General features: G+C 67.1%; 22 protein-coding genes and 3 pseudogenes. 16 read left to right on the top strand and 9 right to left on the bottom strand.

From position 1 onward, the window contains the following. On the top strand, positions 1-446 hold a 446-nt coding region (locus EET03_RS15765), incomplete at its 5' end, for an MmpS family transport accessory protein (RefSeq protein ID WP_244232382.1). Continuing rightward, positions 446-1,087 (top strand): DUF2561 family protein, encoded by a 642-nt coding sequence (locus tag EET03_RS15760; protein WP_063470498.1) that lies wholly within the window; start codon positions 446-448, stop codon positions 1,085-1,087. The genes EET03_RS15765 and EET03_RS15760, both read left to right, overlap by 1 nt. A 249-nt stretch (positions 1,088-1,336) precedes the next feature. Here EET03_RS15760 and qcrB read toward each other — a convergent pair whose 3' ends face one another. From qcrB to ctaE, 4 genes are read right to left on the bottom strand one after another with little or no spacing between them, the layout of a single operon-like run. Further along, positions 1,337-2,995: a cytochrome bc1 complex cytochrome b subunit gene (gene qcrB, locus EET03_RS15755; protein ID WP_063470499.1), complete on the bottom strand. Its 1,659-nt coding sequence runs from the start codon at positions 2,993-2,995 to the stop codon at positions 1,337-1,339. Next, on the bottom strand, positions 2,992-4,221 hold the full coding sequence (gene qcrA, locus EET03_RS15750) for a cytochrome bc1 complex Rieske iron-sulfur subunit (RefSeq protein ID WP_075544406.1): 1,230 nt from the start codon (positions 4,219-4,221) through the stop codon (positions 2,992-2,994). Before qcrA ends, qcrB begins: the two co-directional genes overlap by 4 nt. Continuing rightward, the gene (qcrC, locus tag EET03_RS15745; protein ID WP_075544364.1) at positions 4,218-5,066 is read right to left on the bottom strand and encodes a cytochrome bc1 complex diheme cytochrome c subunit; all 849 of its coding nucleotides are present in this window, start codon (positions 5,064-5,066) and stop codon (positions 4,218-4,220) included. Before qcrC ends, qcrA begins: the two co-directional genes overlap by 4 nt. A 38-nt stretch (positions 5,067-5,104) precedes the next feature. Further along, positions 5,105-5,716 (bottom strand): aa3-type cytochrome oxidase subunit III, encoded by a 612-nt coding sequence (ctaE, locus tag EET03_RS15740; protein WP_023364890.1) that lies wholly within the window; start codon positions 5,714-5,716, stop codon positions 5,105-5,107. Between the two features lie 150 nt (positions 5,717-5,866). On the opposite strand from ctaE, the gene trpD reads away from it, so the two are divergent. Then, positions 5,867-6,979, top strand: coding sequence for an anthranilate phosphoribosyltransferase (gene trpD, locus EET03_RS31610; protein WP_425271528.1), 1,113 nt, complete (start codon positions 5,867-5,869; stop codon positions 6,977-6,979). Here the strand turns inward: trpD and EET03_RS15730 are convergent. Next, positions 6,917-8,854 (bottom strand): annotated as a pseudogene (locus EET03_RS15730) (DEDD exonuclease domain-containing protein); the annotation flags it as partial. The gene trpD and the pseudogene EET03_RS15730 overlap by 63 nt on opposite strands. 159 nt (positions 8,855-9,013) lie before the next feature. On the opposite strand from EET03_RS15730, the gene EET03_RS15725 reads away from it, so the two are divergent. From EET03_RS15725 to pimB, 4 genes are all read left to right on the top strand, one after another. Next, on the top strand, positions 9,014-9,283 hold the full coding sequence (locus EET03_RS15725; RefSeq protein ID WP_244232381.1) for a hypothetical protein: 270 nt from the start codon (positions 9,014-9,016) through the stop codon (positions 9,281-9,283). Between the two features lie 175 nt (positions 9,284-9,458). Further along, the gene (ripC, locus tag EET03_RS15720) at positions 9,459-10,619 is read left to right on the top strand and encodes a peptidoglycan hydrolase RipC (protein ID WP_075544362.1); all 1,161 of its coding nucleotides are present in this window, start codon (positions 9,459-9,461) and stop codon (positions 10,617-10,619) included. 166 nt (positions 10,620-10,785) lie between these two features. After that, entirely contained in the window at positions 10,786-11,490 is a 705-nt protein-coding gene (locus EET03_RS15715) for a hypothetical protein (protein WP_244232384.1), read from the top strand. A gap of 10 nt (positions 11,491-11,500) precedes the next feature. Further along, on the top strand, positions 11,501-12,643 hold the full coding sequence (pimB, locus tag EET03_RS15710; protein ID WP_075544360.1) for a GDP-mannose-dependent alpha-(1-6)-phosphatidylinositol monomannoside mannosyltransferase: 1,143 nt from the start codon (positions 11,501-11,503) through the stop codon (positions 12,641-12,643). Here the strand turns inward: pimB and EET03_RS15705 are convergent. Then, positions 12,640-14,442, bottom strand: a complete 1,803-nt coding sequence (locus EET03_RS15705; RefSeq protein WP_075544359.1) for an AMP-dependent synthetase/ligase — start codon at positions 14,440-14,442, stop codon at positions 12,640-12,642. The genes pimB and EET03_RS15705 overlap by 4 nt on opposite strands. A gap of 159 nt (positions 14,443-14,601) precedes the next feature. On the opposite strand from EET03_RS15705, the gene EET03_RS15700 reads away from it, so the two are divergent. The 5 genes from EET03_RS15700 (at position 14,602) to EET03_RS15680 (ending at position 18,043) form a co-directional block, all read left to right on the top strand. Continuing rightward, positions 14,602-14,991, top strand: coding sequence for a polyketide cyclase / dehydrase and lipid transport (locus EET03_RS15700; protein WP_075544358.1), 390 nt, complete (start codon positions 14,602-14,604; stop codon positions 14,989-14,991). Between the two features lie 121 nt (positions 14,992-15,112). Further along, positions 15,113-15,550: an SRPBCC family protein gene (locus EET03_RS15695; RefSeq protein ID WP_023364872.1), complete on the top strand. Its 438-nt coding sequence runs from the start codon at positions 15,113-15,115 to the stop codon at positions 15,548-15,550. Further along, entirely contained in the window at positions 15,543-16,820 is a 1,278-nt protein-coding gene (locus EET03_RS15690; protein ID WP_082274831.1) for an ArsA family ATPase, read from the top strand. The genes EET03_RS15695 and EET03_RS15690 overlap by 8 nt, the downstream gene beginning before the upstream one ends. Further along, complete coding sequence (locus EET03_RS15685; protein WP_063470540.1) at positions 16,817-17,218, top strand: hypothetical protein; 402 nt, start codon at positions 16,817-16,819, stop codon at positions 17,216-17,218. The genes EET03_RS15690 and EET03_RS15685 overlap by 4 nt, the downstream gene beginning before the upstream one ends. A gap of 87 nt (positions 17,219-17,305) precedes the next feature. Next, positions 17,306-18,043: a lysophospholipid acyltransferase family protein gene (locus EET03_RS15680; protein ID WP_075544356.1), complete on the top strand. Its 738-nt coding sequence runs from the start codon at positions 17,306-17,308 to the stop codon at positions 18,041-18,043. Here EET03_RS15680 and EET03_RS15675 read toward each other — a convergent pair whose 3' ends face one another. After that, complete coding sequence (locus EET03_RS15675; protein ID WP_075544355.1) at positions 18,044-19,330, bottom strand: glycosyltransferase 87 family protein; 1,287 nt, start codon at positions 19,328-19,330, stop codon at positions 18,044-18,046. Positions 19,331-19,402: 72 nt separating this feature from the next. Between EET03_RS15675 and EET03_RS15670 the strand changes: the two are divergent. From EET03_RS15670 to EET03_RS15660, 3 genes and pseudogenes are all read left to right on the top strand, one after another. Beyond that, positions 19,403-19,696: pseudogene (locus EET03_RS15670) on the top strand (hypothetical protein); the annotation flags it as partial. 21 nt (positions 19,697-19,717) lie between these two features. Continuing rightward, positions 19,718-20,221 (top strand): annotated as a pseudogene (locus tag EET03_RS15665) (polyadenylate-specific 3'-exoribonuclease AS); the annotation flags it as partial. Positions 20,222-20,357: 136 nt separating this feature from the next. Beyond that, entirely contained in the window at positions 20,358-21,746 is a 1,389-nt protein-coding gene (locus EET03_RS15660) for a class II 3-deoxy-7-phosphoheptulonate synthase (protein ID WP_063470511.1), read from the top strand. A 71-nt stretch (positions 21,747-21,817) separates the two neighbouring features. Here the strand turns inward: EET03_RS15660 and EET03_RS15655 are convergent, their stop codons facing one another. Further along, entirely contained in the window at positions 21,818-23,059 is a 1,242-nt protein-coding gene (locus EET03_RS15655; RefSeq protein ID WP_075544403.1) for a protein kinase domain-containing protein, read from the bottom strand. A 197-nt stretch (positions 23,060-23,256) separates the two neighbouring features. Here EET03_RS15655 and EET03_RS15650 point away from each other — a divergent pair, with 197 nt between their 5' ends. Then, positions 23,257-23,661, top strand: coding sequence for an Rv2175c family DNA-binding protein (locus EET03_RS15650; RefSeq protein ID WP_075544353.1), 405 nt, complete (start codon positions 23,257-23,259; stop codon positions 23,659-23,661). Positions 23,662-23,690: 29 nt separating this feature from the next. Here EET03_RS15650 and EET03_RS15645 read toward each other — a convergent pair whose 3' ends face one another. Further along, positions 23,691-25,232, bottom strand: coding sequence for an alpha-(1->6)-mannopyranosyltransferase A (locus tag EET03_RS15645; protein ID WP_075544352.1), 1,542 nt, complete (start codon positions 25,230-25,232; stop codon positions 23,691-23,693).

The raw sequence follows: 25,232 nt of genomic DNA, 5'->3' as shown, positions 1-25,232 counted from the left end.
CACCACCTCCGCCGCCACCACCGCCGCCCACCACCGAGATCCCGACAGCGACGGAGACGCAGACCGTGACCGTGACGCCTGCGCCCCCGCCACCAGCGACGACCACGGCGGCACCGCCTCCGGCGACGACGACGGCGGCGGCGCCACCGCCCACAACCACCACCACCCTGGCTGGTCCGCGACAAGTCACTTATTCGGTTACCGGCACCAAGGCGCCCGGTGACATCATCTCGGTGACCTACGTCGACGCTTCGGGGCGCCGAAGGACGCAGCACAACGTGTACATTCCATGGTCAATGACCGTCACACCGATCTCACAATCTGATGTGGGCTCGGTGGAGGCATCCAGTCTTTTCCGGGTCAGCAAACTCAACTGCTCAATCACCACGAGCGACGGGACGGTGCTGTCATCGAACAACAACGACGCACCGCAAACGAGCTGCTGATGCTTGGCAGATACTCCGCATACCGGCGCGGGCCGGACGGCATCGTGCCTCCAGCTGTCGTCGACCGCATCCTGATCGGCGCGTGTGCGGCGGTCTGGCTGGCGCTGGTCGGCGTAAGCGTCGCCGCAGCGGTCGCGCTGGCCGACCTCGGACGAGGCTTTCACAAGGTGGCGAGAGACTCGCATACCACCTGGGTGTTGTACGCCGTCATCGTCATCTCCGCGTTGATCATTGCGGGGGCAATTCCGGTGCTGTTGCGGGCTCGCCGCATGTCGGGGGCCGAGGCGGTGGCGAGGCCGGCGCCGCCACGTGCGCTTGGCAGACCGCCGGCCGGGCCCGGGAAACCCGCGGTGCGCACGGTCGGCGGCTCGACCCGCCGCGACCAAGTCCGGGCATTCGAGGCGGCTGCCGAGCGGTCCGGTGAAGCGGTGGATCGCATCTGGTTGCGGGGAACCGTCGCGCTGACCGGTGCCATCGGCACCGCCTTGATCGGTGCGGCGTTGGCAACATATCTGATGGCCGTCGGTCACGACGGCGCATCATGGGTCAGCTACGGGGCGGCGGCGGTTATCACCGCAGGAATGCCGGCGATCGAGTGGTACCACGTCCGGCAGCTGCGCCGCGCAGTCGCCGAGCGATAACCGGACCCCGGCAACCGGCAATCGCCTGGTCCTCTCTTGACCGGTGATCCCGGCGTGGCACGTCCGACAGCCACCCGGGTAGCCGGTCCGGCGTTGCGCAGTTAGCGCAGCTAGCCGGGCCGCGGATCCGCGACGAGTGCGCACTTGCCGCTGGCCGCGTCGGAGTAGTTCCGGTGTCCAGGCTGGGCGACGGCCCGACCCTGAACCGTATCGGCGCAGGGCCGGGCCTGGCTCGCGGCTGTCTCGTCCCTAGTGCTGGCTGTGCTCGTCGTTGGGCGAGCCGGCGATGCTGTCCTGGTATTCGCGTAGCGCGGTCAGTGCACGTTGCTCGGCGGCATGACCGGCCTCCCGCAGCGCCGCGTCCTCTGATGCCGGATCGGCGGACAAGAAGCTGCCACTACCCGGCGCGCCGGCCGAGCCCAGCTTGTTCATTCGCTTGGGAACAGCAGCGCCCTGGTACTCCAGCGGTAGCGGATGTCCGTGGTCGTCGACCGGGCCGAGCGGCTGGTGCAGCTCGATGTAGGCCCCATGCGGCAGCCGCTTGATGATGCCGGTCTCGACGCCGTGCTCGAGCACCGCCCGGTCACTGCGCTGCAGTCCGATGGACCACCGGTAGCTGAGGAAGTACACGAACGGCGGAAGCACCACCATGCCGATGCGGCCGATCCAGGTCGTCGCGTTGAGCGAGATGTGGAACTTGAACGCGATGATGTCGTTCATGGCGGCCAGGGTGAGCACCATGTAGAAGGCGATCGCCATCGCGCCGACCGCGGTCCGCACCGGGGCGTCCCGTGGCCGCTGCAGCAGGTTGTGATGCGCGTAGTCGCCGGTGAACCGCTTTTCCAGGAATGGGTAGACGATCAGCAGCACAAAGATCAGGCCCATGATCAGCGCCACCCACACCGCCGCGGGAATGGTGTGGTGCCAGAAGTAAAACTCCCACGGTGGCCAGATACGAGCCAGCCCCTCGGTCCACATCATGTAGAAGTCGGGCTGGGAGCCGGCCGACACCTGTGACGGCTTGTACGGACCGAGATTCCAGATCGGGTTGATCTGTAGCAGGCCACCCATCAGGCCCAGCACGCCGACGATAGCGGCGAAAAATGCGCCGGACTTGAATGCGAACACCGGCATGACCCGTACGCCGATGACGTTGTGCTCGGTCCGGCCGGGGCCCGGGAACTGGGTGTGCTTCTGGAACCACACCAGTGCCAGATGCAAACCGATCAGCGCCAGGATGATTCCGGGCAGCAGCAGAATATGCAGCGCATAGAGCCTGGGAATCAGGATGGTGCCCGGGAAATCGCCGTCGAACAGCGCCCAGTGCAACCAGGTGCCGATCACCGGCATGCCGAGCGTGATCGACGAGAGTGCTGCCCGCAGACCGATACCCGACAGCAGGTCGTCGGGCAGCGAGTAGCCGAAGTAGCCCTCGAACATAGAGAGGATCAGCAGCAGCGACCCGATGACCCAGTTGGCCTCACGGGGCCGCCGGAACGCGCCGGTGAAGAAAATCCGCGCCAGGTGCACCATGATCGCCGCGGAGAACATCAACGCGGCCCAGTGGTGGATCTGGCGGACGAACAACCCGCCCCGGACTTCGAACGAGATGTCCAGTGCCGTTTCATAGGCGCGCGACATCTCGACGCCGCGCAACGGTTGATAGACGCCGTTGTAGGTGACCTCGGTCATCGACGGGTCGAAGAACAGCGTCAGGTACACGCCGGTGATCAGCAGGACGATGAAGCTGTACAACGCGATCTCGCCGAGCAGGAACGACCAGTGGGTCGGGAAGACCTTGTTCAGTTGTCGGCGCAACGCGGCCGAAGGGTGATACCGGGTGTCGACGTCCTCGGCTTGACGGGCCAGCACATCACCGATTTTCGGAGGACGGAGATTTGGACTCATGATGTTGTGCGCTCCCAGAATGCCGGTCCGACGGGCTCGACGAAATCGCCATTGGCGACGAAATATCCGTTGGAGTCGATAGTGATGGGCAGTTGCGCCAACGCGCGGGCCGCCGGGCCGAATATCGGCTTGGCGAAGTGCAGCGCGTCGAACTGCGACTGGTGACACGGGCACAGGATTCGGTAGTTCTGCTGTTCGTACAGTGATGCCGGGCAACCCAAGTGCGAGCAGACCTTGGTGTAGGCGAAGAACTCGCCGAAGTTGAAGCTCTCCTGGCCTTGACGTTTGACCATTTTGCCCAAATCGCTTGGCTTGATGCGGATGAGCATCACCGGATTGCGAATTCCCATCGCGATGGCCTGCAACTTCTCGTGCGATTCCACGGTGGTGCCATCACCATCGGATTCCCGCCACGGGAACACCGTCTCCATGCCGCCGGCGTCCATATCCTCGGGGCGCATTTTGATAAACGGTGGCCCGTCGTCCAAACCGGTGGCCCGCGCCAGAAAGATCGTCTCTCCCTTGTAGCGCGGGGTCCAGCCGGAGGTCCACAGCTCGGCCTTCATGCCCTCGGCGGTGGGGACGACCGGCTTCCACGGGTTCTTGATGAGGCCGCCGGCAAACGCAACCAGGGTGCCGAGCCCGAACGCGCCCAATCCCATGCCCAAGGACAGCCCGACGAGCTTGCGGCGCCGGATGGTCGAGCTCTCGAAGGCGTCGGTCAGATTGGCCACCACCGTCTTGCGGTCGATCTCGCGAGACGCGCCGTCGTGCCGGTCCTGGATCGTAATCTCTTCGGGGATAAAGCGTTTCTGGAACAGCACCGCCCCGATTGCGATTGCCAGGATGGACAGCCCGAAGGTCAGTCCGTATAGCGGGGTGGCAAGGGAGTACAGGAAGCTTCCGGACTCTCCCGTGGCTTTGTACTGCCACGGCCAGAAGAGGAAAACCAGCAGCAGGGCGAGTCCGAATGCACCGCCCAGCAAAAGCCAGACCGCCACTCCGCGCTCGGCGCGTTTCTCGGCCTTGGTGCCCTCGACCGGCCAGCGGGGTTCCTTGTAGGCGATCTGGACGCCGTCGAGCTTGCCGCCCAGGTCGAGCAGCTCCTGCTGCGACATCGCGGCCAGCGCAGCCTCGTCCGGCTCATGGGCCGCGCCCGGGCCCTTGTCGGTGTCCGAGCCGACGTCGGTCTTGGCGTCGCCGGTCACGGGAGAGCCGTCGCTCATGATCGCGCCCCAATCCACAGTGCCAGCCCGATGGCGGCGACCATGCCGATGATCCACATCGCCATGCCCTCGGGCGCGGGTCCGAATCCGCCAAGTCCGTAGCCACCCGGCGACCGCTCCTCGGCGACGGTCCGCACGTAGGCGATGATGTCCTTCTTCGCTTCGAAGGACAGCTGGCGGTCGTCGAACTTCGGCATGTTCTGCGGCCCGGTCAGCATCGCCGTCAGGATTTGCTGCTCATTGGCGGGCCCCAGGTCGGGGGCGTATTTGCCTGACGACAGCGCGCCGCCTTTGCCGGTGAAGTTGTGGCAGGAGGCGCAGTTGAGGCGGAACAGGTCGCCGCCGCGCCCCAGGTCGTCTCCCCGCAGGGATTTGGTGGCGATGCTGCCGTCGGGGTTGCGCACCACGGTGGGGCCGCCGCCGTTGGCTTGCACGTAGGCGCCGAGTGCGTCGATCTGTGTCTCGTCGAAGATCGGCTCCTTGCGCTGCGCTTGAGCCTCACCCCGCATGGCGGGCATCCGACCTGTCGAGACCTGGAAGTACACGGCCGCCTCGCCGACGCCGATCAGGCTGGGCCCGTGATCGGGCACGCCCTGCAGGTTGGCCCCGTGGCAGGACACGCACGACGTGTCGAACAGCTGCTTGCCGGTGCGCAGCAGCGCTGAGGACGACTCGTCGGCTACCGCCACCTGCGGGGTGGGTGTCAGTACGGCAGCCAGGCCGCCCGCGACGGTGAGCGCTATCAGCAGCAGCAACCCGCCCGACAACCGCCGGTGGAGGCGTCGCCGCGAGCGACTGTTCCGCTGCTCGCTGCCGCCGGATCGGGTGAATCCCAGTCTTTTCAACTGAGCACTCCTATTCATGCCTGTTCGGGGGGGCCGGCTCATCGGATGAAATAGATCACGGTGAACAGCGCGATCCACACGATGTCGACGAAATGCCAGTAGTAGGAGACGACGATGCTGGCGGTTGCCTGCGCGGGGGTGAACTTGCTCATCCCGGTCCGGATCAGCAGGAAGATGAAGGCGATCAAGCCCCCGGTCACGTGCAGCCCGTGGAAGCCGGTGGCCAGATAGAACACGCTGCCGTAGGCGCTGCCCGGGATGGTCGTCCCGTGCGTGGCCAGGTGGTAGTACTCGTAGGCCTGGCCAAGGATGAAGAACAGACCCATCAGGAATGTGATCACATACCAACGGCGCAGCCCGAACACGTCGCCACGCTCGGCGGCGAACACTCCCATCTGGCAGGTGAACGACGACGCGATCAACACCAGCGTCACCGGCACCGCCTGATAGAGATTGAGCTCGGTCGGCGGCGGCGGCCACTTCCCGCCGGACTGAGCGCGCGCGGTGAAGTACATAGCGAACAGGCCAGCAAAGAACATCAACTCACTGGAAAGCCACACTATGGTGCCGACACTGACCATGTTCGGTCTGTTCAGCGAATGCACGCGCGACGTGATGGCAGTACCCGAGGTCCCTACAGCACTCGTCACATCCGCAAGTATGACGCTTTGTAGTTGTCGAACTCTACCCGGGGCACAAATTCGTTTTCCGCGCGTCGTTTCACAGCCGCGCGCCGCCGCGTGCCCGGCGTTGCCGGCCGCGCGTTGGGCGGTGGCCGGCCGGCATGCGACCATCGGCGCGTGGCTCGGTCAGGTGAAGGATCCCCCGGTGGTCGGCCCCCGGTGGCGTCGGCTCAGGTGACCGCTTCGGTGACCTCGTGGCCACAGGTTCTGGGTCGCTTGACGGCCGGGGGCAACTTGGCGCGGGGCCAGGCGGCCTGGGCAATGGATCAGATCATGACCGGCGCCGCCCGGCCGGCACAGATTGCCGCGTTCGCGGTGGCGATGACGATGAAGGTGCCCACCGCGGACGAAGTCGCCGAATTGGCCGGTGTGATGCTCGACCACGCGCGCCCGATGCCGGCCCACGCCGTTCCGGAGGACGCCGTCGATGTCGTCGGTACCGGTGGCGACGGGATCAACACGGTCAACCTGTCCACGATGGCGGCCATCGTGGTGGCCGCCGCCGGTGTGCCCGTGGTCAAACACGGCAACCGGGCGGCATCGTCGTTGTCCGGGGGGGCCGACACCCTGGAAGCGCTCGGGGTGCGCATCGACCTGGACGCCAATCAGGTGGTGCGCAGCCTCGAGGAAGTCGGGATCGGCTTTTGCTTCGCGCCGCAATTCCATCCGTCGTACCGGCACGCTTCGGTGGTGCGCCGCGAGATCGGCGTGCCCACGGTGTTCAATCTGCTTGGGCCGCTGACGAATCCGGCCCGGCCGCGGGCCGGGTTGATCGGCTGCGCGTTCGCTGACCTCGCCGAGGTGATGGCCGGGGTGTTTGCCACGCGCCGGTCCAGCGTGCTGGTGGTGCACGGCGACGACGGGCTCGACGAGCTGACCACGACGACCACCAGCACGATCTGGCGGGTGCAGGCGGGCACCGTCGACAAACTGACTTTCGATCCCGCGGGATTCGGCTTCGCACGTGCCGAGCTCGACGAGCTGCTGGGCGGCGACGCGCAGGCCAACGCGGCCGAAGCCCGCGCCGTGCTGGGCGGGGCCCCGGGCCCGATCCGAGACGCGGTGGTGCTCAACGCCGCCGGCGCGATCGTCGCCCATGCCGGGCTATCCAGCCGTGCTGAATGGCTGCCCGCGTGGGAGGACGGCTTGCGGCGGGCCAGCGCGGCGATCGACAGCGGCGCGGCCGAACAGTTGCTCGCGCGATGGGTGCGGTTCAGCCAGCAGCTCTGAGCTGCCGGCCTGGCGGTGCGGCGGGTCCTGGTGAGCGGAGTGCCGCCCCATCGGGCCGGGTGCCTGCTCGACGGCCAGCCGCGCCGAACGGGCCGATTCCGCCCACGCCGCCCATGCGCCGGCGCAGCGCAACGGTGTGGCCCAGCCCGCGGTTTCGGCGGCGCCCCCGGCATCCGGAATTCCGGTGACCCGCACGATGCGCACCCCCGGCGCCGCGAGCCAGCGGGCGATGAGCGCAGTCTCCTCCACCAGCGCGCCGCCGAGTGGCGCCTCGGCCGGCATAATCGCCTGGGCACCGGCCTGCAGGGCGTCGACCACCGGCATCGGTGGCACCCCGCGCCGGGCGGTACCGGCGGCGGCCAGTTGGCCGTGGCGGATGACAGCGAACTGGTAGCCACCACCGCCGTCCGGTGCCGCGGCGATCAGTTCGGGTAGCGCGGCCAGCGCGCGTAACCGCTGACCACGCCACAGCGTCTCGATCGCGGTGGCGATGTGGTCGCGCAGCCGCGCCGCGCTCTCGTAACGATGTCGCTCGGCCAGGGCGGTGACCTGGCGGATCGCGGCGACCAGCGCCGTGCTGTCGCGTCCGTCGATCAAATCCGTCGCGCGCTGCACGGCGTCGGCGTATCGCTGGGCGGTCAGGTTCCGGGCGGCGGGGCACGGCGACACCTCCAGCTCGGGGCAGGCCGGGCCGTGCAGAGCCGACCGCGCCAGCCGCTTGGTGCAGGTTCGGATTCCGGTGAGGCGAGCCAACAGGGTGGCCGTCTCGGTGGCGTCGGCCCGGGACCGGTACGGGCCGATGACCCGGCCGTGCCGGGGAGCGCGAACAACGGCCAGGCGCGGAAACGCTTCCTCAGTAAGGACCACCCACCACCAACGGTGGGGAAACCTCGATCGGCGGTTGTACGGGGGCCCATGTGCGGCCAGCATTCGAAGCTCACGTACACCGGCTTCCAGTGGGTGCGCGCACTCGACGTGGTCCACCCCGGTGGCCAGGTTGACCATTTCCTTGATCCGGCCGCGGGGATCGGCGCCGTTGAAGTATTGGCTGACCCGGCGGCGCAGGTCGACCGCGGTGCCGACGTAGAGCACCTCGCCCGACGGCCCGCGGAACACATAGATTCCCGGCCGGTGCGGCAGGCCGTCGGCCAGCACCCGTTTGCGGCGCTGCGCCGGGGTCACGTTGGGTAGATACGAACGCAGGTCGGCAAAGGTGTGCACGCCCTGGTTGCCCACCCGCTCGATCAGGGCGTGCAAGACGTCGACGGTGGCGCGGGCATCGTCGAGGGCGCGGTGGGTGGGTTGGGTGGCAACCGAGAACAGCCGCGCCAGTTCGGCCAGCCGCACACTGGGCGCTTCCTCTCGGCTCAACACCCGCCGCGCCAGGCGGACCGTGCACAGGACCTTCGGTCGCGGCCAGGTGATGTCGCATTGCCGCGCGGCGGCCCGCAGGAACCCGATATCGAACCCCGCATTGTGGGCGACCAAGACCGAGTTGCCGGCGAAATCGAAAAACATCGGCAGGACGGCACCGATGACGGGGGCGTCACGCACCATGGCCGTGGTGATCCCGGTCAGCTGCACGATCTGGGGCGGGATGCTGCGCTGCGGGTCCACCAGCGTGGCGAACTCGCCGAGGACGGTCCCACCGCGCACCTTGACCGCCCCGATCTCGGTGATGGCGTCCGGCGGGGCCGCTTCGGTGCCCGTGGTGCGGCCACCGGTGGTCTCCAAGTCGACCACCACGAAGGTGGTCTCCCGTAGCGGCAATAGCTCGTCGGAGGGCGGGCCCGGAGCACCCGCCGGGTCGATGCCGGGAAATGCGAGCGGGTCGAGCCCGGCGAGACTCAGTTGAGTTCCGCCGCTCGCACCCATGGCGGTGACGTTAGGCAGCCGCACCGACAGCCGACGGTTCCCACGCCGGGGCACGGGTCGGCAGCGCTCGATCCTCAGCAGCGCCGAGTTGTCGGTGCCGGCGATTAGCCTTCGGCGCAGCAATTGCGATCGAACGTCTTACCGAAAGGACCGGGATTGATGGCATGGAACGCATGGAACAGCGGTAGCGAATGCACCGGCGGCGCGGCCGAACCGGGGGAGGTGGTCATCGACTGTGACGAGTGCGCGGTGCGGGGACGCGCCTGCCGCGATTGTGTGGTGAGTGTGTTGCTCGGGGTGCCCGATACGTTGTTGCACGACGAGCAAGCGGCCCTCGCGGCACTCGCCGATGCCGGGTTAGCTCCGAGATTGCGTCTTGTCCCGATCCGGCGCGGCCGAGGGCCGGGTCCTGCGTCGGGTGTTGCCTGATCGAGCCTGTATGGTGGTGAAGCGCAAAGACGCGCTCTCTCACAAGAGAATGACAGAAATCTTGCCATTTTCTTAACTCGCCCCTTTGGACAAAAGCCGAGACCATTTCGTAACCTGTTTGAGACCTAAACCAGCTCGACGGCGCTAGGCCGATGGCAGTTTAAGGAAGCAAATCTTGAGGCTCGACTGTAGGCATTCGATCGCGCGCGTCATCAAGCGGTCCGCAGTCGGTTCGTTGGCGAGCTTCACCATGTTGTCCGGCATCCTGGCCGCGACTGCGATGGCCGACCCCGCCGACGACGCATTGGCGAAACTCAACGAGCTATCGCGGCAGGCTGAACAGACCACCGAGGCGATGCACAGCGCAGAACTCGACCTGAACGCGAAGCTTGCGGCGCAGCAGGCCGCGGAAAGGAAGCTCGCCGACGACCAGGCCGCGCTGGCCGCCGCGAAAGCGCGCCTGGCCACCTTCCAGACCGCCGTCAACAAGGTCGCGGCCGCCACCTACATGGGTGGCCGCACCGACGGCTTGGATGCGATCTTGACGGCGGAATCGCCGCAGCTGCTGATCGACGGTCTCTCGGTGCAGCGGGTGATGGCGCGTCAAATGTCCACGCAGATGGCCGGTTTCCGGGCCGCCGGAGAACAGGCTGCCAAGGCTGAGCAGGCTTCTGTCAAGTCGGCTGCCGATGCCAAGTCCGCCGCCGAACAAGCCGCGGCGGTACGGGCCAACCTGCAGCACAAGCAGAGCCAGCTGCAGGTACAGATCGCCGTCGTGAAGTCGCAATACCAGGCCCTGACGCCGGAGCAGCGCACCGCGCTCGCCGACCCGGGACCGATTCCGGCGCGCGTACCGGAGGCTCCCGGGCCGGCGCCCGAAGGACTGCCACCGGGCGCTCCGCCCGAGGGCGCGCCTACTCCCGGCGAGGCGCCTGCTCCCGGCGGAGTGTCCGATATACCTTTCCTGGCTCCTGGCGGCGGCGGTAGCGGCGACCGGGCGACCGTGGTGCAGGCGGCCTTGACCCAGATCGGCACTCCGTACGCATGGGGTGGCGCCGCGCCCGGCGGTTTCGACTGCTCCGGACTGGTCATGTGGGCGTTCCAGCAAGCCGGGATCGCACTGCCGCACTCCAGCCAGGCGCTGGCCCATGGTGGTCAGCCGGTCGCGCTGTCGGACCTGCAGCCTGGTGACGTACTGACCTTTTATTCCGACGCCTCACATGCCGGCATCTACATCGGCGAAGGTCTGATGGTCCACTCGTCCACCTTCGGCCAACCGGTGCGGGTAGTGCCGATGACCTCCTCGGGCCCGATCTACGACGCCCGTCGCTACTGACCACCTCGTGGCGTGGCTCCGCCGCCGGTCCCGGTGGCTGTCGATCACGCTGGCCCTCGTCTTCGTGGCCGAATTGGTTGCGGCAGCCGCTCTGCCAGCCCCTGCGGTACACGAGCGCTGGGCAGCACCGCCGGCGGCGCGAGTCGACGACGCCGGCCTCACCCCGGTGGTCGTCGGCGGCCGCACCGTCCGGCTGATCGACCTCGGCGGCGCGGACAGTGAGCGCCTGCTATCCCATGTCGCGGCGAACCTTGGTCCCGCGATCGAGGCTGTCGCGGCCTTCTGGGGCACCGATTGGCCGCACGAGATCTCGGTGGTGGCGGCCGGTTCCGATGACCAGTTCCGTACTGCCGCCGGCGGCGGGCCGGCGTCGCGGTGGGCCGATATCGCGGCGGTGACCGTCGTCGAGCACGTCGATACCGCCCGCCGGACCGCCGCCGGCCAACGGATCGTATTCGCGCCGGGCGCAGCCGACATGAGTCAATCTGCGCTGCGAATTGTGTTGACGCATGAGCTTTTTCACTACGCCGCGCGTGTCGACACCGCGCTCGATGCGCCGCGCTGGCTGACCGAGGGGGTGGCCGATTTCGTCGCCAGACCGGCGTCTGGGCCACCCGTCGATGCGCTGCCCCTGGCGCTGCCGTCAGATAACGACCTGGACACCGCGGGACCGCGGCGTTCACTGGCATATGACCGGGCGTGGTGGTTTGCCAGGTTCGTCGCGCAGACCTACGGGACGACCGCGTTGCGCGGGCTCTACCTGGCCGCGTGCGGTGCCGGACACCCGGACTTCGCAACCGCCGCGCGCACCGTACTGGAGACCGACCCTGCCGGGCTGCTCGCCCGCTGGCAGGGATGGCTGGCCGATTAGCCTGACGCAGGTGAGCCGGGTCCTGCTGGTAACCAACGACTTTCCGCCCAGACGCGGCGGCATTCAGTCCTACCTCGGAGAGTTCGTCGGTCGGCTGGTCGAAGCCGGATCGCACTCGGTGACGGTGTACGCACCGCAATGGAAGGGGGCACCGGCATACGACGACGCGGCTTGTACAGCCGGCTATCGCGTGGTGCGTAATCCCGGCACGCTCATGCTGCCCGCCCCGGCCGTCGACAGCCGGATGCGCCGTCTGATCGCCGAGTACGGCATCGATACCGTCTGGTTCGGGGCCGCCGCCCCGCTGGCGCTGCTGGCGTCGCGTGCGCGCCGGGCCGGTGCCACCCGGATAGTGGCCAGCACGCACGGCCATGAAGTGGGGTGGTCGATGCTTCCGGTCGCGCGGTCGGTATTGCGCCGAATCGGAGACAGCGTTGACGTGGTGACCTTCGTCAGTCGCTACACCCAAGCCCGGTTCGCGCCCGCCTTCGGACCCGGTGCCGCGCTGGAATACCTGCCGCCCGGGGTGGACAGCGACCGGTTCCGGCCCGACCCGGCCGCGCGCGCCGAACTGCGTAAGCGGTACCGGCTGGACGAGCGGCCCGTGGTGGTGTGCGTGTCCCGGCTGGTGCCACGCAAAGGCCAGGACATGCTGATCAAGGCGCTACCGGCGATCCGCCGGCGCGTCGACGGGGCCGCGCTGGTGATCGTCGGGGGCGGCCCTTACCTGCAGGCGCTGCGCAAGCTGGCGAAGCACTGCCAGGTGGCCGACCATGTGACGTTCACCGGCGGCGTGCCCGGCGACGAACTACCGGCGCATCATGCGCTAGCCGACGTGTTCGCGATGCCGTGCCGCACCCGCGGTGCCGGATTGGACGTGGAGGGCCTGGGGATCGTGTTTCTCGAGGCTTCGGCAAGCGGCGTGCCGGTAATCGCCGGCGAATCCGGCGGAGCGCCGGAAACCGTGCAGCACAACAAGACTGGGTTGGTCGTCGACGGTACCTCGGTGGACAAGGTGGCCGACGCCGTCGCCGACTTGCTGACCGATCGCGACCGTGCCGCCGCCATGGGCGCTGCCGGCCGGCAATGGGTAACGGCCAACTGGCGCTGGGACACACTCGCGATCCGGCTGGCCGGCCTGCTCGGTGGCTAGCCGCTGGTATAGATCGCCTCGATCTCGTCGGCGAACTTCTCGGCCACCACCTTGCGCTTGACCTTCATCGTCGGTGTCAATTCGCCGGTGTCCTCGGTGAAGTCCACATCCAGAATGCGGAACTTGCGGATCGACTCGGCATGCGACACCGCCAGGTTCGCCTGTTTGACGGCGGCATCGATTTCGGCCACCAGGTCGGGGTCGGTGGCCAAGTCGCCCACCGACGCGTCGGCGGGCTTGCTGTTGCGCTGCTTCCAGCCGACGAACGCCTCCGGGTCGATGGTGATCAGCGCGCCGATGAAGGGTTTGGCATCTCCGACCACCATTGCCTGACTGATCAGCGGGTGTGCCCGCAGCTGGTCCTCCAACACGGCGGGGGCGACATTCTTACCGCCGGCGGTGACGATGAGCTCCTTCTTGCGGCCGGTGATGCTCAAGAAGCCGTCCTCGTCGATCGCGCCCAGATCACCGGTGCGGAACCAGCCGTCGGTGAAGGCCTCCCCGGTGGCCTGCTCGTTGCGCCAATAGCCGCTGAACACCACGCCGCCGCGTACCAACAGCTCCTGGTCGCCGGCGATGCGTAAGCTGTTGCCGGGCACCAGCTTTCCGACCGTCCCGATCTTGAGGGCACCCACCTGGTTGACGGTGATCGCCGCGCTGGTCTCGGTCAGGCCGTAGCCCTCGTAGATGGTCAAGCCCACGCCGCGGTAGAAGTGGCCCAGCCGCGCGCCCAGCGGCGCACCGCCGGAGACCACCGCATGGCAGTCACCCCCGAGCGCCGCGCGGAGTTTGTGATAGACCAGCCGGTCGAAAAGGGCGTGTTTGGCGCGCAGCAGCAGACCCGGGCGGCCGCTGTCGCAGGCCCGGCTCCAATCGACCGCGGTCTGCGCGGCGCGTTTGAAGATCGCTCCCTTGCCGTCGTTGACGGCATTTTGCTCGGCGGTGTTGTACACCTTCTCGAAAACCCGGGGCACCGAGACCACCACCGTGGGTTTGAACACCGCGAACAGCGGCAGCAGGTTCTTGATATCGCTGGTGAACCCCACGGTCACTTTGCTGGCGAACGCCGACAGCGTCAGCGACCGGGCCAGCACGTGGGCGAGCGGCAAGAACACCAGGAGCCGCTGTCCCGGGCACAACAGCGTGGGCAGGCATTCCCGGGTGCCGCGGATCTCGTGCAGCAGGTTGGAATGGGTGAGCTGACAGCCTTTGGGCCGTCCGGTAGTGCCTGAGGTGTAGATCAGGGTGGCCGCGTCGCCGGCCCGCAGCACCTCGAGGCGCGCGGTCAGTTGCGTCGGGTCAACCGACGCGCCCTCCTCGACGAGCTGGTCGAGCGCCTTGCGGCCGGAACCGTCGATATGCAACACCCGGCGCAATGCGGGCAGGTCGCCGGCCAACTCGGAGACCATCGCGGCATGCGCGTCGGTTTCGGCGAACGCCAGCACGGCTTCCGAGTTCTGCAGCACCCAGCGGACCTGCTCGGCCGACGACGTCTCATAGATCGGCACCGTGACCGCACCCACCGCCAGGATGGCCAGGTCCAGGATCGCCCACTCGTAGCGGGTGGCCGAAAAGATCGACACCCGATCACCGGCCTGTACCCCGAGCGCGATCAAACCCAATGCCGCACCACGGATCTGATGCGCCGCCTCGGCGCAGGTCACGTCGGTCCAGACGCCGTCGACGAGGCGTTGGTAGATGACGTACCCGGGATCGTCGCGCTCGTGCTCGAAGACCATGGCCGCGACGTTGTCGCGCTCGCCGACGGAAAAGCGGGCAGGGACACTGTACTGACGCACCTTGTTGACCTCGCTCCAACTGATGTTTTTGCGGGTAGCCCCCCTCGCCCCAGCCTAACCGGGCATTAGGGGAAGCCAGGTGATTGCTGGTCTGGTGGCTTTTCCGGACCGAGCCGAGCGCCGTTGGCCGTCGATACGCGGGTGTGTGAAGCTGTGGCTATGAACAGCATCCAGATCGCGGACCAGACATATGTCGCCGCGGATGGCGCACGGGTGGGAGCTGCGATCGCTGACCCGTCGAAGTGGCGCCGGTGGTGGCCTGATCTGCGGCTGGAGGTCACCGAGGACCGCACCGATAAGGGCATGAGGTGGGCGGTTACCGGGGCATTGACCGGCACCATGGAAATCTGGCTGGAACCGTCGATGGACGGGGTGGTGCTGCACTACTTCCTGCACGCCGAACCGACCGCGGCGGCAGCCTGGCAACTGGCCCGGATGAATCTGGCCAAAATCACGCACCGCCGCCGGGTGGCAGCGAAGAAAATGGCGTTCGAGGTCAAAACCACATTGGAACAAGCACGCCCCGTCGGGGTTTCTCCGGTAGTTTAACCGGGTCGAGTGGGCTCGAGTGGGGCTCAAGCTGGGCATCGGGAGTAGCGTTTGTGCCGAATAGCGGTTATTCCCGAGGAATCGACGCGCAGTGCGAGGAAACGGGAAAGGGATTTGCCAGGTGGCGGACAAGACGAGGCAGACGATCTACATCGACGCGGCTCCAGGCGAGGTGATGAAGGCGATCGCCGACATCGAGGCTTACCCGGAATGGATTTCGGAGTACAAGGAAGTCGAGGTCCTGGAGGCTGACGACGAGGGATACCCGCAACGGGCCCGGATGTTGATGGACGCAACCATCTTCAGGGACACCTTGATCATGGCCTACCAGTGGCCGGCGGACCGCCAGTCGCTGAGCTGGACTCTGGAATCCAGCTCCCTGCTGAAGTCTCTCGAAGGTTCATATATCTTGGAGCCCAACGGTTCTGGAACTGACGTGACCTATGAGCTCGCCGTCGACCTCGCCGTCCCGATGATCGGGATGCTCAAGCGCAAAGCCGAACGCAGGTTGATCGACGGCGCGTTGAAGGATCTGAAGAAACGAGTCGAGGCTGAGTGAGTCCAGTGAATTCCGGGCGTCAGCCCCGGCCCGGATCAGTCTCTTCGTCGGTAAAGGCGGGGTAGGAAAATCCACACTGGCGGCCGCCACCGCGGTTTGCGATGCCGGTGCGGGACAGCGAGTGCTGCTGGTATCCACCGACCAGGCGCACTCGCTGGGTGATGTGCTGGGCATCTCGGTGCCGCCGACCGGCCGGGGCGAGCCGGTCCGCGTTCTCGCCGATCTCGAAACCGGGGGATCCGGGTCCGACGGCGGTTTCCTCGACGCCTTGGCGCTGGACACCTTGGCGCTGCTCGAGGACCGGTGGCGAGACGTCGTCGACGCCCTGGACCGGCGATTCCCCGGTTCCGAGCTGAGTAGTGTTGCGCCAGAGGAACTCTCCGCGTTGCCCGGGATTCAGGAGGTGCTCGGGCTGCACGCCGTCGGCCAGCTTGCCACCAGCGGACGTTGGGATCGCGTCGTCGTCGACTGCGCGTCGACCGCGGACGCGCTGCGAATGTTGACGCTGCCGGCGACCTTCGGGCTGTACGTGGAGCGCGCGTGGCCGCGGCATCGCAGGCTCGCCATCGACGACAACCGATCCGCCGCTCTGGTGGAGTTGCTGGAGCGCACCAGCGCCAGCGTGGACCGGCTCAGCGCCTTGCTGACCGACGGTGACCTGGTCGGCGCCCATCTGGTGCTGACCCCGGAGCGGGTGGTAGCCGCCGAGGCGGCCCGCACGCTGGGTTCGTTGGCGCTGATGGGGATACGCGTCGAGGAGCTGCTGATCAATCAGGTCCTGGTCCGGGACGAGACCTACGAGTACCGCAGCCTTCCCGACCACCCCGCCTTCTACTGGTATGCCGAACGCATCTCCGAGCAACGCGCCGTCCTGCAAGAACTCGACGCCACCATCGGTGACTTGGCGCTGGTGCTGGTTCCGCACCTGTCCGGCGAGCCGATCGGCCCGAAGGCGCTGGGCGGTCTGCTCGACAGTGCCCGCCGTCGCCGAGGGTCGGCGCCGCCGGGCCCGCTGCGCCCTATTGTGGACCTGGAATCCGGGTCGGGGCTTGAGTCGGTATATCGTCTGCGGCTAGCGTTGCCCCAGCTCGATCCCGGTTCGCTGGCACTGGGCCGCGCAGACGACGACCTGATCATCAGTGCCGGCGGGGTGCGGCGCAGAGTTCGGTTGGCGTCTGTACTGCGCAGATGCACGGTGCTGGACGCACAACTGCGGGGCAGCGAGTTGACCGTTCGATTTCGACCCAATCCGGAGGTGTGGCCGACGTGACCGGGGTTCATACCGAGGTTGGTCCCGAACTGCGCAGGCTTGCGCAGGCAATCCTGGATGCGATCGACCCCGCGATGCGCGCCGCGGCCGCAATGGCGTCCGGGTCGGCCGGTGGCAAAGCGGCCGCCAAGTGCCAACAGGTGTGGTGTCCGGTATGTGCGCTGGCGGCGGTGGTCGGTGGCGAACAGCACCCGTTGCTGACGGTTATCGCCAACCACAGTGTCGCTTTGCTCAACGTGATTCGCGCCATAGTCGACGACATTGATCGATCGGCGAAACCGCCGCCGGAGGATCCGTCCGGCGGCGGCCTCACCAGCGAGACACCGCCGGAGAACGGGTCGGCGGACCCCGGTGCGAAAACGCGCTACCAGCCCATCCCGGTGAGTTTGCAGGAGTGAGCCGCCGCCCGGCGAAGGTGGTCGCAGCCACGGTAGATGGGTACAGTTGGCCCAGACATTGTTCCGGCGCGGGCGAGAGGGAGGGCCATGTGGTACTACCTTTTCAAGTACGTTTTCATGGGCCCGCTGTTTATTTTGCTCGGCCGGCCGAAAATTGAAGGCGCGGAAAACATTCCGAGTTCCGGGCCGGCGATCCTCGCCAGTAACCACCTTGCCGTGGCGGACAGCTTCTACCTTCCGTTGGCAGTCCGCCGCCGGATCACGTTTCTGGCCAAGGCCGAATACTTCACCGGCACCGGGCTCAAGGGCTGGATCAACCGCTGGTTCTACAGCGTCTCCGGGCAGGTGCCCATCGACCGCACCAACGCCGACGCCGCACAGGCCGCACTGGAAACCGCGGAGGGCTTGCTGCGCCGCGGCAAGCTGCTGGGCATGTACCCCGAAGGCACCCGGTCGCCCGACGGTCGCCTCTACAAGGGAAAGACCGGACTGGCGCGGCTGGCGCTGCACACCGGCGTTCCGGTGATTCCGGTGGCGATGATCGGCACCAACGTCGTCAACCCGCCGGGCAAGAAGATGTTGCGGTTCGGCCGGGTGACCGTTCGTTTCGGCAAGCCGATGGACTTCACCCGGTTCGAGGGACTGGCCGGCAACCACTTCATCGAGCGGGCCGTCACCGACGAGGTGATGTACGAGCTGATGGGGCTTTCCGGTCAGGAGTACGTCGATATCTACGCAGCCAGCGTCAAAGACGGCAGCAACGGTGCCGGGGCTCATCCCGGTCCGAGGGACGCCGCCCGGATCCCCGAGACCGCTGCCGGCTGATCAGGCCGCGGCCGTCGACACCGGAGTCCGCCCGGGCTCGGGCGAGCGTTCCGTCGTCAGCCGGGCCGTCACTGTGAGGCCGGCAACGACGATGACCGCCAGCGCCCACCACACGTAGGACATCCCGGCGAGTTGACGCCACCACTCCGCGGTGGCCTCCCGGTGCTTGGGCAGCAGATCGATCGGCGTCCATTTCATCAGCGCCACTCCGGCGGCGGTGACCACGGCCAGCGCCGCATTTCGCCGTCGCCAGGCCAGCACCCCGGTCACCAGGACCGCCGGCAGCATCCACACCCAGTGGTGGGACCACGAAACCGGTGAAACCACCAACCCGAACAACGCCACGCAAATCACGGCCAGGGCCGGTTCGTCGGCCCGTAGCACTCCGCGCATCGCCCATACCGTCGCAGCCAGCACCACCAGCGATAGGACCACCCACAGCAGGAAGCTTTCGTGCTCCCCGATCGGCAGGCGGGCCAACGCACCCGCAATGTTCTGGTCGGTGTTCAACGAAGCTGAACCGATCCGATCGGTGTGGTGCAGGGTATGGGTCCAGTACTCGCGGGAATCACGCCACGCCAGGGCGAATCCGGCCAGCGTCGCAGCCGCGAAGGACGCCAGGGCTGTCAGCACCGCCCGGCCGTCCCGGCGCAGCAGGAAGTAGAGCAGAAACACCGCCGGAGTCAGTTTCAGTGCTATCCCCAAGCCGAGCAGCAGGCCCCGCGGCCACGGCGTGCGGCGCGGGAAACAATCGAGGATCACCAAGGTCATCAGCACGGCGTTGATCTGGCCGAAGGCGAAGTTGGAACTCAGCGGCTCCAGCCAGATCGACGCCGGAGCCACGATGATCACCCCCAACCACAGCCGGCGCACCCAGGCCGGACCGGGCAGCAGCGTCGAGGTTGGCCACACGTTCAGGCCGGCCAGCACGACCACCGTCGACACGATCAGTACCAGCAGCGTCAGCAGGGTGATCGCGATGCTGGCGGCCGGCATCTTCAACCAGGCGAACGGGCTGAACGCCACCGCGGCCAGCGGAGGGTAGGTGAACGGCAGGTCCAGCCCGATGGGTGTGTGGAACTTCACGTCGCCGCTGTACAGCGGACGCCCGTCCAACCAGGCCTGGCCGCCCATCTGATAGATGTCGATGTCGATGCGGTAGGGGATGTGTCCGAACAACCGCCAGGCCACGTAGCCCAGTGCCCCGGCGGCCACCAGTCCAAGCAGGCACCATAACGAGACCCGCCCGAGTCGACTGCCCAGCTCGGGCGACCGCCATGTACTCATGTCAAAGACAGCCTAATCGTTACCGAGGCGGTCGCTTGCCGCCGCCGCGGGGCTTCGGCCGCCTAGGCCAGGCTGCTCGGCATGTTCATGGTGGTGCTGCTGATCGTCGGCGCGATCCGGTTGTCGCGTCAGCATGCCCCGTGGGCACGGTGGCGATACAGCGCCCGGCCGGACAAGATGCGCCGTGCCCTGCAGCGTGAACGTACCCTGCGCCGCCCCGTGGTACGGGCCAAGTTGTGGCTGCAGTGTGCGATCGCGGGAACGCCGCGACGGCCCGACGAGCACGCCGTGGACGCCCGGTTGGACCTCGACATCCATCCGGCGCCACCGCCGAAGGCTGCCGAACGCCTGCTGACCGCGCGATAGCCGGCCCGGATAAACTGCGATGTGCGGTACTTCTATGACACAGAATTCATCGAAGACGGCCGCACCATCGATTTGATCTCCATCGGGGTGGTCGCCGAGGACGGCCGCGAGTACTACGCCGTCTCCACGGAGTTCGACCCACAGCGTGCCGGCAGCTGGGTTCGCTCCCATGTCCTGCCGAAGCTGCCGTCGCCGGGTTCGCAAGTGTGGCGCTCGCGCCGACAGATCCGCCGCGACCTGGAGGAGTTCCTCGGTGTGGACGGCGACGACCCGATCGAGCTATGGGCCTGGGTGGGCGCCTACGACCATGTGGTCCTGTGTCAGTTGTGGGGTCCGATGCCGGAGCTGCCAACGGCGATACCTCGCTTCACTCGGGAATTGCGGCAACTATGGGAGGACCGCGGATGCCCGCGCCTGCCGGCGCGGTCGCGTGATGCTCACGACGCGCTGGTCGACGCGCGCGACCAGTTGCGACGATTCCGGATCATCACCTCGGTCGGCAATGCCGGCCCGCATCCGGCACGCGGTGGGGGCACGCCGAGCGGCTCCCGGGTGCGGGCGGCCAGCGGGCCAGACCGGCGACCAGACCCGGCGGGCGGACGGGATTGACGGCGACGTTCGCCCTGATCAGCGCAAGCCTCAACCCGGTTACCATGTACCGATGAACTGGACCGTCGATATTCCGATCGACCAGCTGCCGCCGTTGCCGCCGCTGCCCGCCGACTTGCGCACCCGGCTGGACGCCGCGCTGGCCAAGCCCGCCGCCCAGCAGCCCAGCTGGCCCGCGGACCAGGCGTTGGCGATGCGCACGGTGCTCGAAAGCGTTCCGCCGGTGACGGTGCCATCCGAGATCGTCCGCCTGCAGGAACAGCTGGCACAGGTCGCCAAGGGTGAGGCATTCCTCTTGCAAGGCGGTGACTGCGCGGAGACGTTTGTCGACAACACCGAACCCCACATCCGCGGCAACATCCGGGCGCTGCTGCAGATGGCCGTGGTGCTGACCTACGGCGCCAGCATGCCGGTGGTGAAGGTGGCCCGCATCGCGGGTCAGTACGCCAAACCGCGGTCGGCCGATATCGATGCGCTGGGCTTGAAGTCTTATCGCGGTGACATGATCAACGGCTTCGCCCCGGACGCGGTGGTGCGCGAGCACGACCCGTCGCGGCTGGTGCGGGCGTACGCAAACGCCAGTGCGGCGATGAACCTGGTGCGAGCGTTGACGTCGTCGGGCCTGGCGTCGCTGCACCTGGTCCACGACTGGAACCGGGAATTCGTCCGGACCTCGCCGGCCGGCGCTCGTTATGAGGCGCTGGCCACCGAGATCGATCGGGGCCTGCGGTTCATGAGCGCCTGCGGGGTGGCCGACCGCAATCTGCAGACCGCCGAGATCTATGCCAGCCATGAGGCATTGGTGCTCGACTACGAGCGGGCCATGCTGCGGCTGTCCGAAGGGGAGGAAGGGGAACCGCAACTGTATGACCTGTCGGCGCACACCGTGTGGATCGGCGAGCGGACCAGGCAACTCGACGGCGCGCACATCGCGTTCGCCGAGGTGATCGCCAACCCGATCGGGGTCAAGATCGGCCCGACGATGACACCCGAGCTGGCAGTCGAGTACGTCGAGCGGCTCGACCCGCACAACAAGCCGGGCCGGCTGACGCTGGTCAGCAGGCTGGGCAACAACAAGGTCCGTGACCTGCTGCCGCGGATCATCGAGAAGGTGCAGGCCACCGGTCACCAGGTGATCTGGCAGTGTGACCCGATGCACGGCAACACCCATGAGTCCTCCACCGGGTACAAGACCCGTCACTTCGATCGCATCGTCGATGAAGTGCAGGGCTTTTTCGAGGTGCATCGAGCCCTGGGCACCCACCCTGGCGGCATCCATGTCGAGATCACCGGTGAAGACGTCACCGAGTGTCTCGGTGGCGCACAAGACATTTCGGACAGCGATCTGGCCGGCCGGTACGAGACCGCGTGTGATCCGCGGCTCAACACCCAGCAATCGCTGGAACTGGCCTTCCTGGTGGCCGAGATGCTGCGCGACTAAGTTGGCGAGCAGACGCAAAAGCCCCCAAAACGGTTGTGTTTTGGGGGCTTTTGCGTCTCCTCGCCATCCTGCTATAGCAGTCCGCTCAGATTGCTGCCGATCGTCCAGGCCGCGGTCGCGACCAGCCCGGTGATCGCGAGCACCACGGCCACCCAGATCAGCACCATGCGGCGGGCATGCTGTCGCGCCCAGACGAATTCGTCCATCGAGATGCCGGCGAATTGTCCTGACGCCGGGTGGTACTCGTATTCTTCCGGTTCGGCGTCCGGGCGGGCCACCGATACCGGCTCGGCCCAGCTCCCCGGTTCTCGGGTCAGTTCGCGAGTCGGGTGGCGAACCGGTTGCCGCGGCTGCTTGGCGATCCGGCTGCGATGCAGCACGGCCGACCGGTGCTGGGCCGAGTTGTGCGGCGCGGGCACCCGAAAGTCCGGGGGTGCCAGTTCCTCGGCGATCGACTCGAGATCGGCGCCCATCTCGATGGCGTCGGCGTACCTTTCAGCAGGGTCACGGGCGGTCGCGCAGGCCACAAATTCATCGAATTGCGTTGGCACACCATCGATTACAGAGCTAGGCGGCGGCACGTCGCGGTCCAGCCGTTGATAGGCGATCGACAATGCCGAGTCGCCGCTGAACGGCGTGTGTCCGGTCAGTAACTCGTAGGTGAGAATTCCGGCCGAGTAGACATCGCTGCGGGGGCCGGCCTGGCCGTCGCGCACCTGCTCGGGAGACAAATACGCCGCGGTGCCCAAAATGACGCTGGCCGAAGTGATTCCAGCGGCGGCGACGGCCCGGACCAATCCGAAATCGGCGATCTTGACCTCGCCGTCATCAGAGATCAACACGTTTTCGGGCTTGACGTCGCGGTGCACCAGGCCCGCCCGATGCGCGGCCGCCAGCCCGCCCAGCACCGGGCGCAGCACGGCCACCACGGCATGTGGGGGCATCGGTCCTCGTTCGACCAGCAGTTCGCGCAGCGTGCCGCCTTCGACGAGTTCCATCACCAGAAACGGGTGCCGGGCATCCAGCCCCTGGTCATAGACCGCAACCAGACCGGGGTTTTTCAACCGGGCGACCGTGCGGGCCTCGAGTTGGAAGCGGGTGAGAAACTGTTCGTCGCCCGCATAGCGGGAATCCATCACCTTCAGGGCGACGGGGCGGTCCAGCCGGACGTCAAGACCGCGGTAGACCGTCGAGGTCCCGCCGCTGGCGATCTTGGCCTGGACCAGGTAGCGGCCGTCCAGCAGCGTGCTGTCCAACGGATCCGAAGTGCCGGCTTCGGCTCGGTGACGATGCGGGCCGGCACGGCCCGAGATGGGGGTACCTTCCGCTTGCGGGGGAGAGCCGGGCACTTCAGCTTCGGCTCGGTGACGATGCGGGCCGGCACGACCCGAGATGGGGGTACCTCCCGCTTGCGGGGGAGAGCCGGGCACTTCAGCTTCAGCCACGGGGCCATCGTAGGTGGCGGCGTGAATCAGATGAGACAACGTGCACCAAGCTCTACACTTGCGCCGTGGGCAGCATTCCCGCCGGCGATGATGTTCTGGATCCCAACGAGCCAACTTACGACCTGGCCCGGGTCGCCGAACTTCTCGGTGTGCCGATCAGCAAGGTGCACCAGCAGCTGCGCGAAGGTCACCTGGTCGCGGTGCGGCGTGCCGGCGGCGTGGTGGTGCCGCAAGTGTTCTTCACCAAATCCGGCCAGGTGGTCAAGAGCCTGCCGGGACTGTTGACGATCCTGCACGACGGCGGCTATCGCGATACCGAGATCGTGCGCTGGCTGTTCACCCCCGACCCGTCGCTGACCGTTACCCGCGACGGCTCACGCGATGTCGTGAGCAATGCTCGCCCGGTCGATGCGCTCCACGCGCATCAGGCGCGTGAAGTCGTGCGCCGCGCCCAGGCTATGGCTTATTGAGGGGCTTATTGAGGGGCCTATTGAGTGGCTTATTGAGCGGGTTCCGTTGCGTCCCTTGGGGCAGCCGGCTCCGGCACCCGGTACAGCGAATACCAGGCCAGCAGCGCGAACGCGGTCGCCAACCCGACGTGCAGCCAGGAATACATGCCGTGTGATCCGTCGGGTTTGAAGATCACCATGACCCAGGTCGAGAACCCGGCGATAGCCGCGATAGCCGGCCGTGACTGGGCCAGTGGGGCCACTATCGCCAGTGGCCAGGAGTAGTACCACGGCAGGGCGGCGGGGACGAACAACACCACGATCAGCATCGACCACGCGATGCCGGCCAGCACCGCCCGGTCGTCGCGCCGGAACCGCCACCACAGCAGCGGCAGCGACACCGCGATGATCAGAATTCCGATGAACCTGGTGATCCGCAGCAAGGTGTAGAAGTCGACGGTGAAGAAGTTCCTGCCCAGAGCGTGGATCAGGTTCGCCGCTCCCGTCGGTACGGTCAACCAGTTGATGATCTTCACCGAGCCCGCCAGCGCCGTGAGCCATCCCAATCCGACGCCGGCTACCGCGGACAGCACCGCGAACACCGCCACGAATATCAGCAGCGACGCTGCGGCGGCTGCCAGGAACGCCTGAACCAGCCGGTATCCCCGGTCGTCGCGCAGATGCCGCATCCATACCCAGAACAGGAACGGCAGCGCCAGCCCGGCTGTGGCTTTGACCGCGATCGCCACCGTGATCAGCGTGATGCCCGCGACATGGCGACGCTGCATGGTGAGCGCGATGCCGGCGGCCATCAGGCCGACCATCAGCATCTCGTTGTGCACTCCACCCATCAGATGGATGAGCACCAGTGGGTTGAGCACGCAGGTCCATAGCGCGGTGGCGCCGTCGGCGCCGAGGTGACGTGCCAGGCGCGGGGCCGCCCAAATCAACAGCGCCAGCCCGGGCAGCATGCACAAGCGCAACAGCATGGTCCCGGCGACCACGTTGTTGCCGACGATGATCGTCACGAGCTTGGCCACCAGAATGAACGCCGGACCGTAGGGGGCGGTAGTGATCGTCCAGATCGGGCTCACGTCGTCCAGCAACGCATTCGGGTTACCCACCGGCCCCACCGCATAGGGATCCAGGCCGTCGCGCAGCAGTGCGCCCTGCGCCAGGTAGGAGTAGGTGTCCCGGCTGAAGACCGGCACCGACAGCAGCAGCGGCGCCAGCCAGAATGCGGTGGTGGCCCGCATGGTGAACTCGGTTGCTTCGCCGGCGAGGACCTGTCGGCCCAGCCACAGCCACGCGATCAGCATCATGCCCACGCCCAACCACAACACGATCGACGACAGCACCAGCCCGTGGCCGAAGCGCAGCCACGACATGTGAATCGTCTCCAACAGCGGGTCGTGCTGGCGGGTGCTGCCGGCTCCCAACCCTCCCGCGGTGATCAGCACGGCCCCCAGGAAACCCAGCCAGGCGGGTTTGGCCTGCGGGGTTCCGGCGAATGCGCGAAATCGTGAAATACGTTGGTTCACTGACAGTTTCGTCGCCGAGTCAGTTTCCGGCGGGGGCGTCGCACTGGTCAT

This window comes from Mycobacterium innocens (genome assembly GCF_900566055.1).
Lineage (GTDB): Bacteria > Actinomycetota > Actinomycetes > Mycobacteriales > Mycobacteriaceae > Mycobacterium > Mycobacterium innocens.
The sequence above is the reverse complement of the archived record's forward strand: the minus strand, read 5'-3'. Positions and strand labels throughout refer to the sequence as shown.